The following is an 8284-nucleotide window of genomic DNA, read 5'->3' on the forward strand; positions in this document are numbered from 1 at the left end:
TACAAATTTAATAATAGAGAGTGGCAAGACGAATTAGGTCTTAATGTAACTGCAATGGACTACCGTCAATATGATAATGCTTTAGGTCGCTTTAACTCGATTGATGCCTTATCAGAAAGAGCCTATGACATATCGCCTTATCGCTTCGCTTTAAACAATCCAAATATCTGGATGGATCCAACAGGATTATTTGAAACTAGAAAAGAAGCTAGAGAATATAGAAGAGAGCACGGCATAAGTGGACGTATATCTAAGCAAAGCGATGGTACTTTTGCAATTAACGATAAAAAGAACGGAGTTAGTTACTCTAAAGGAGATGATTCTAATTTCGGAATGGATGCACACGCAAATGACGGAGTAATCGAATCCGTTTTAGTGGAAGCAACAACTAAAAAAGGTGAAAGTAATTTTGTGTCAACTGGTAAAACCATTAATGATTATGCAGGTTTAGGTTTAGCTCCTGTTGAATATATTCCGGGTTCTTTTAGACTAGGAACAGCCAATCAAGCATTTAGTCCTAAATATTATGCTAATTGGACAACTGGTAATCAATACACGAAAGTTACAACCTTAAGTAAACTAGGAAAAGGGATTGGTTATGCAGGAGCAGGAATAGGCTTACTTCTAGATGCAAAAGGAGTTAGGAATTACTATGATCCTAAATATGGTCCAAATAGTCCAAATTCTGTTAATCCTGGTAAGGCAGGGCTAAATACAGGGATGGCAGCTTATGGTTTATGGATTAATCCAATAGCCTCAATTTTTTATAGTGGTATAGATACTTTTTATCCTGGTGGATGGGTTGGAGCTTCTGAAACAGCTACTCGAACAGAAAATCAAGAACAGAAAATGACAGGACACCCATTTTTAAATAACTCAGCTATTAAATTCTAACTATGATACTATTAAAAGCATATCAATATTTTTTTTATAAACTATATAGCTTTTATGAAAATTCTACTTATTCAAGATGGTGGAGTGACTGGAAAGCTTATATAACAATATTAGCTTTAAGTATATGGCTTTATTGTGCTATCGATACTTGTTATCATTATTTTTTTGATGTACCTATGGTTTCTTCTGATGATACAATAGACTTAGGAATGCTAATATTTGGTTTTATTGTTAGTGTTATTAACTGGTATTTATTTATATTTCAAAATAAGTGGAAAGCCATTGTAGAGGAATTTGACAAATTATCCATTAAAGAAAATAGAATTGGAGGTATTATTGTTTGGGTTGTAATTATATCAATAATAGTTTTTTATTGGTTTTATTCAATTCCTTTATTAGGTAAACTAAAATACGAATAGTAAAATTATATAAACTAAAAACCACTCCTTATCCGAGTGGTTTTTTCTTTTTAAAAAGCTTCGTTCTATTGTTAAATAAAATTAGATGCTGTTTTATAGTATCTTTTTTAGTGTAAACACTGTCTTTTTTAGGAAAGGTGTAGCAACCGCAAGGCGAAATATTGTACCAACGGTACTCAAAATTTAAAAGTTCAAGAGTATCTTTTTTTGTTTGGGCAAAAGCAGAACCGCAAACCAAAATCAAAACAAGCGCAACTATTTTCTTCATCTTCTTTAGGCTTAAAAACTCACTTTACCGTCTAATAGATCTTTCATTCTTTTTTTGGTAAGCATCGAATTAATAATTTTAATCAAGGCATTTTTTTCTTCCTCATCTAGTTGATTAATCAGCATTAGTTGCTCGTTTAGTTCGTGGTTCTGTAACTCTACCACACTATTTTCATTATCGTTTAAAAGTGTATCAGCTGAAACTGCAAACACTTTCATTAGTCGTTGTACAATATCAATAGACGGCAATAAATGACCGTTCTCCATTTTAGATAAATGAGTAACGTGTATGTGTATTTTGTCGGCTAGTTCCTGTTGGTTCATATCGGCAGCTTTACGCAAAGCTTTGATTTTTTCGTTGAACTTCATATTATAAAGTGCTATTGTTTCCTGCAAATTTACCATAAGTTGAAAGTTTTTGATATTAATATTTACTATAATGAAATTATATTGCAATATTATGAAATAATATTATATTTTTGCTTTCAAAATAATACATAAATATATTGAAGAATATTCAACAAGATTGTAAACGATGGAAATAGCCGTAATCAAACAAAATTTATCATTAGAAAGCATCTTACACCATTACAATTTAAAGCAGGATAAAAACAATATGCTCCGCTGTCCGTTCCACGAGGACAATACAGCGAGTTTACAGGTGAGTTTTAGTCAAAATAAATACAAGTGCCACGCTTGCGATAAAAAAGGCGATGTGATACAATTTGTCCAGGATTATGAAAAGCTAACCAAACACGAAGCACTAAAAAAATGTACGGCAATGATAGAAACAATACAACCAGTTAAAAAAGCAACTACAATCATACCAACACCAAATCCAGTAAATGAACAGGAAAGAATGTATTTTCTTGAAAAAATGTATTTAAGTTTTAGAAAAGGATTATTAAGCAGTCCACCAGCTAAAGAGTATTGCGGTAGTAGAAATTTAGATTTTGATAAATTAGAGGTTGGTTTTAATAGTGGGCAGTTCCATCACGGAGCAAGAAAGGATGAAAAGTTAATCAATGATGCGTTACAATGTGGACTTTTAACACTGGCAGGAACTAACAGTAGAACAGGCGGACAAGCCTATAAACCTTTTGGAAATAAGGGTATTGTGTTCCCATTAAAAAACAGAGAAAACCAAATTGTTAGCTTTTATTTTAGATCAACAATTAATAATGAAAATTCAAAACATTTTTATCTGAAGAACAGGCAGGGGCTATATCCAAATTATCCAAACCCGGACACAAAAAAATTACTGCTTACCGAAGCTATAATCGACACAGCCAGTTTGTTACAAATAGACGAGATAAAAGACAATTACACATTACTTACAAGCTACGGAACTAATGGACTAAATGACGAAATCCTAAACGCTTTAAAACCCTTAAAACAATTAGAAGAAATCATATTCTTTTTTGACGGCGATAAAGCAGGAAATGAAGCCGTTACCAAATACGCTGAAATTTTGCGAGAGTTACACCCAAAAGCCAAAATAAGCCAAGTAGAAACCCCACAAAACGAGGATATTAATAATTTAATACAAGGACACGAAAGAGAAATTTTAATCCATTTAATCGAGCAAAGAAAGGAACTACCTTTTTTATTTTCAATTGAAGATAAAAGCAGTATTGAACAAGAGCCAGTACAACCAAAAGTTACTCCAGAGGCAAAACCAAAACAACCCAATTTAGAAAACACAATAGACTTTTTAAAACAAGATAATCTACTACAAGAATTAAACAAGCTGATAGAACAAAGCGGAATAGTTGGAGAAGCAAACAGCCGTTTATTACTTTTTATCATTGCATCAAGCTACAAAACAAAACAGCCATTACACGCCATAGTACAAGGAAGTAGCGGAAGCGGAAAAACACACCTTATCAGCAAAATAGCCGATATCATACCACAAGAAGACGTACTTCGATTTACAAGAATTACCGAAAGCAGTTTGTACAATTGGGGAGAATATGAGTTAGTGAATAAATTATTAGTTATTGAAGATTTAGACGGATTAAAAGAAGAAGCAATGTTTGCAATGCGTGAGTTAATCAGTAATCAAAGGTTAAGTAGCAGCGTATCAATTAAGGATAAAAAGGGAAATATCAAATCAACCAAAAAAGAAGTAAAAGGCGTATTTAGTTCACTCTCTGCCACCACCAAAGGCGAGATTTACGAAGACAATATGAGTCGTAGTTTTTTATTGGCGGTAGATGAAAGCCAGGAACAAACAGACAAAATAATTAATTATCAAAACAAGCGTATAGCAGGAGAAATAAACGAAAGTGAACAGGAAAAAGCAAAAGAACAATTACAAAAAATAATCAGAGCTTTAAAAGTAGAAGAAGTACAAAATCCGTATGCCACACAAATACAACTTCCCGAAAACGTACACAAAAAACGAAGATTAAACGAAATGTTCCAAAGTATCATCAAACAAATAACGATTATAAATCAATACCAAAGAAGAACCAACAACGGCAGAATAGTAACTCAAATTGAAGATATAGAAAACGCAGTAGAAATACTTTTTGAAAGTATAATATTGAAAATAGACGAGTTAGACGGCAGTTTACGACAGTTTTTTGAGCGATTAAAAAAGAAATTTAAAGCCGATGATTTTACACGTTTTGAAGCAATGGAAGCAACAGGATTTAAGAAAACACAATTACAACACTATATCAATCAATTAGTACAACTGGAATACTTAAAGCAATACGGACACGGCAACAAAGGGTATAAATATAAAATCTTCCACTTTGATGATATACAGAGCGTTAGAAAAAAACTAAAAGACCATTTTATAAAACAGATCCAAAATCTAAAAGTGAACACCAACGAACGCTAAACGGAAACAAAACGAACACTAAAAAAACTGTAAAACCTTAATTTATAAGAAAAAACCAAAAAAATAACTCTAGCGTTCGGTCAAAATAAAAAGTATAACCTAAAAAACATAATAGATGATGATAGAAAATACAATAAATGACTTTAGAAGAGAATTATTAAACTTGGGATATAGTAAAACAGCAGTAAATAATTATCCGAAATACGCACAGAATCTACTGGATTACATAAAAGAAATACCTCAAAAAATAACCGATACCCATATAAAGAACTACCACAAATACCTACAAACAAAACCCAATCAAAAAAGAAAAGGAGTTATAAGTCCAAGCCACATCTACAGCCAACTACTGGCCATTAAACTCTACTTTGAATATTTAGAAAGAACCAAGAATATAAAACGAAATCCCTACAATTTACGAATAAAGCAAACTACCAAAAGCGAACGGATAGTATTTACTCAAGAAGAAATTAAACTACTGTATCAAAACTGTCAGAACATCATAGAAAAAACAATATTACACTTGTGTTATGGTTGTGGACTCAGAAGAACAGAAGTAGAATTATTAAATCTAAAAGACATCAACTTTGAGCAAAAATTATTATTCATTAGAAAAGGTAAAGGCAAAAAACGCAGAGTAATACCACTTACCGAAGCTATTGTCAATGATTTTAAGGACTATTTTACAGAAACTGAAATTATCAGAAAAGAAGACCAGGAAAGTTTTTTAATCAATATAAACGGCAGTAAAATGAAAGGCGACAATGTGTATAATTTATTTAAAAGAATCCTCAAAAGAACCCAAAACATAGAACACGAAAACTATTGTCTGCACTCGCTTCGCCATAGTATTGCCACACACTTATTAGAAAATGAAATGAGTATTGAAATGGTACGGGATTTTTTAGGACATACACAGCTCGGAACCACACAGATTTATACACGAATTAATTTTTTTAAAACAAAGTTACACCAATGAACATAAGGGATTATTTAAGTAAAAGTCTAATGCAAAGTTCAGTAGAAAGCTATCTTTACGACATTAATAAATACAAAAAGAACAATAAAAATGCAGACAAATACGACTATCAAAAAGTAATGCAGTATATAGAAATAGTACGAAATGAGCATAGTGTAAATAATGTAAAAAGAGTAATTGCTTCTATCAAAAAATATTATGATTATTTAATTGAAACAGGAAAAAGAAAAGACAATCCAGTCAGAGCCATAAGAATACGGGACGGAAAAGCAAACCCAATCCAATTACAGGATTTATTCACAGAAAAAGAACTACAATTACTGCTAATCCCAAGAATAGAGCGCTATCCGTTTTTAACCAAGAGAAATAAAATTATAATGGGTTTATTGGTTCATCAAGGGTTACGAATTGGAGAAATAGAAAACATAAAAATAACCGATATAGATTTAGAAAAAGCTACCATACAAATACATAAAACAGGAATAACCAAAGAAAGAAATTTACCTTTAAAAGCCGAACAGATCCTTTTGCTATATGAATACATCAATCACGACAGAAATCAATTAAAAACCTGGAGAAATAATGAGAATGCTTTATTACTGGGTAAGCTTGGAACACCGATAAGAAAAGAAGATGTTGATTATTTAATTAGCACCTATCAAAAACAATCCAAAAAGAAATTAACGGCAACCACCATAAGGCAAAGTGTAATAGCCAATTTACTTACCAAGAATAATGATTTACGAGTAGTACAATATTTTGCAGGACACAAATCTCCCGATACTACTGAAAAATATCGCCAAACAGGCTTAAATGCACTAAAAACGGCTATTGATAAAGTACACCCAATCCGATAATTAAAAGCGGTTTGCTTCGCAGAAGTATTTTCACCCACCCAGTCCAACGCTCCCCACCGCACAAGTGGTTCTCCCACCGCATCGGCACTTGTTTTCCTCCACAGCAAGCAAATAAAAACAGGATTTTTGTTTTCCCAAAGCCCATCGCGCACAAAAAATCCTGTTTTTATCCGCTTACTTCCCAAACCCAAAAACAAGAGCCGAAAACCCCACGCCACAACCACTCCCAAGCTATGTTACATAATGCATCGAGCATTATAGTGCAAGAAAAAGAGTTAATAATTGATTTTTTTGGTTTTTTTCTTTCACTATAATTTGCACTATGTAAAATAGCCCCGCCCCAACGCGCCCGCCCGATTGCCGACGCTACTGCCCACGCACTACGAATGTTTAATTTATTTAGTAATGACTTTGCACAAAAAAAGCTTCACAAAAAAGCCAGCTACGGTGGTTGCCGTCTTTCTTTGCTCGTTTTTTTGCACAAATCATCACTAAAAGGTAGTAGATTGTGTGTTCAATCGCCACAAGGCTATGCTCATTTTTTAGGAAGATTGCCCAGGAATATTTTTTTTCAATTGAAATATAGAATTAGGACAATCTTCCCAAAAAATCGAGCGCCACATTTAAACCAATCAGCCGACTATAGGCAAACTCCGAAGCTCATTTTGTACCTGCTTTTGGATAATGGGTAAATCAATCCAACTTTTTTTTCATCTGAAGGAAAAAGCAAGGTGTGTTTTTATGGACACAAAAACCAGTTTTAGCCGACGATGTTCCGTAGATGTCCCGAGGATAAGCCCACCATAAGCCCACTAAAGCCGACTTTGTCCAAGGGATAAAAAAAGGATAAACCAACTACATCAAATAGTTGACTTATCCTTGAAATAATGATTATAAAACGATATAAGCACAAAAAAAGCCTTCCGAGAACGGAAAGCTTTAATTTTATAGAAAGTGTCTTAAATCTTAAAAAACTTCCACTATACGCATTGCGTTACCTTGAGCCAGTAAGTAATCTACATTATCAACCTTTTGGTAAAACTCAATACCCAATCCACAAATTACACTAATGCCAGCTTCAGGAATCAATCCGCCAGGAGCGGTTGCAGTTAGTGTTATGGTCGTACTATTGTTGTCAATAGGCTGTATCGCACTATATTGGGTTATTCCTATGCTGTTTTGCTCCGGTACATCAGGTTCATAGCTTAAGGTACTGCTGTCAAAACTGTAATCAGACAACCAACCCACAGCTCCGGCAATACGGAAGCCTGTAGCACCGGCAGGCGCATTGATAAAGTTTTTAGGCACAAAGGCAGGAATAGTAAAAGTAACTTCTACACGGTCGGCATCGGTAGTAACGGTGTGAGGCGCATTAAAAACTGATGTAAAACTAATACGCTCGTTAAGCTCCAAACCTTTTGCCTGTGTTTTGTTGGTACTCAATGCAATAGGTCGTTCCCCTCTCACCCCTGAAGCTTTAGCGTTTATCGATTTAAAAAGCCTGGTTAAAGAAGCGGTCAATGTGCTTCCGCCCATCGTCTGAATAACACTGCTTAAGGCAGTTCTAAAAGCTTTACCCACTTTGGCAGCACCGCCAAACTCGGCATTGTTCTCTCGGGTTCTCACAAAGTTCGCCCCTGTTGCAATCCTTTCTTTGGTTGGCCCTCCTGCGGTTCTGGCCAAATACTCACCGTTAGAAGTATAGAAACTCATACCTCCAATGTTACCAACTAACTTGATAACGCCTTTTTGCTTGCTCATAATAATAGAATTTAATGGTTAATAAAGAATAATTTATTATCACTGGTATTGCAATATTAAATTCAATTCTTATGCCGAAAACACTTACAAAAAAGTTAAAATATTACTAAATCTTTTTTTTCAATTGAAAAGAAAAAGAGTACTTTTGACCGATGGGATGCTTGAAACTACAGACTTACACCACTTTGCATATTGCTCACACGAGCAATATTTTAAGCTCACGCGAGGGCAAAAGTTGTGCAGGACTGTACAAGTA

8 protein-coding genes are annotated in these 8284 nt (G+C 34.0%); 5 read left to right on the top strand and 3 right to left on the bottom strand.

Annotated elements, in window-relative coordinates:
- Both Q361_RS12640 and Q361_RS12645 read left to right on the top strand, forming a co-directional pair.
- The coding region (locus Q361_RS12640; RefSeq protein ID WP_317047148.1) for an RHS repeat-associated core domain-containing protein at positions 1-894 on the top strand (894 nt) is incomplete at its 5' end.
- Between the two features lie 2 nt (positions 895-896).
- Positions 897-1313, top strand: coding sequence for a hypothetical protein (locus Q361_RS12645; protein WP_103727100.1), 417 nt, complete (start codon positions 897-899; stop codon positions 1311-1313).
- A gap of 28 nt (positions 1314-1341) precedes the next feature.
- Here Q361_RS12645 and Q361_RS12650 read toward each other — a convergent pair whose 3' ends face one another.
- Complete coding sequence (locus Q361_RS12650) at positions 1342-1581, bottom strand: hypothetical protein (RefSeq protein ID WP_103727101.1); 240 nt, start codon at positions 1579-1581, stop codon at positions 1342-1344.
- Between the two features lie 11 nt (positions 1582-1592).
- Complete coding sequence (locus tag Q361_RS12655; RefSeq protein WP_103727102.1) at positions 1593-1949, bottom strand: helix-turn-helix domain-containing protein; 357 nt, start codon at positions 1947-1949, stop codon at positions 1593-1595.
- A 166-nt stretch (positions 1950-2115) separates the two neighbouring features.
- Between Q361_RS12655 and Q361_RS12660 the strand changes: the two genes are divergently transcribed.
- The 3 genes from Q361_RS12660 to Q361_RS12670 all read left to right on the top strand — a co-directional run bounded on the left by Q361_RS12660 (position 2116) and on the right by Q361_RS12670 (position 6267).
- A complete protein-coding gene (locus Q361_RS12660; protein WP_103727103.1) occupies positions 2116-4431 on the top strand; it encodes a CHC2 zinc finger domain-containing protein in 2316 nt (771 codons plus the stop codon).
- A 115-nt stretch (positions 4432-4546) separates the two neighbouring features.
- Positions 4547-5410: a tyrosine-type recombinase/integrase gene (locus tag Q361_RS12665; protein WP_103727104.1), complete on the top strand. Its 864-nt coding sequence runs from the start codon at positions 4547-4549 to the stop codon at positions 5408-5410.
- 29 nt (positions 5411-5439) lie between these two features.
- The gene (locus Q361_RS12670) at positions 5440-6267 is read left to right on the top strand and encodes a tyrosine-type recombinase/integrase (RefSeq protein WP_169929314.1); all 828 of its coding nucleotides are present in this window, start codon (positions 5440-5442) and stop codon (positions 6265-6267) included.
- 966 nt (positions 6268-7233) lie between these two features.
- Here Q361_RS12670 and Q361_RS12675 read toward each other — a convergent pair.
- Positions 7234-8028, bottom strand: a complete 795-nt coding sequence (locus Q361_RS12675) for a hypothetical protein (RefSeq protein WP_103727106.1) — start codon at positions 8026-8028, stop codon at positions 7234-7236.
- Positions 8029-8284 lie beyond the last annotated feature (256 nt).

The organism is Flavobacterium croceum DSM 17960, assembly GCF_002917885.1.
Taxonomy (GTDB): Bacteria; Bacteroidota; Bacteroidia; order Flavobacteriales; family Flavobacteriaceae; genus Flavobacterium; species Flavobacterium croceum.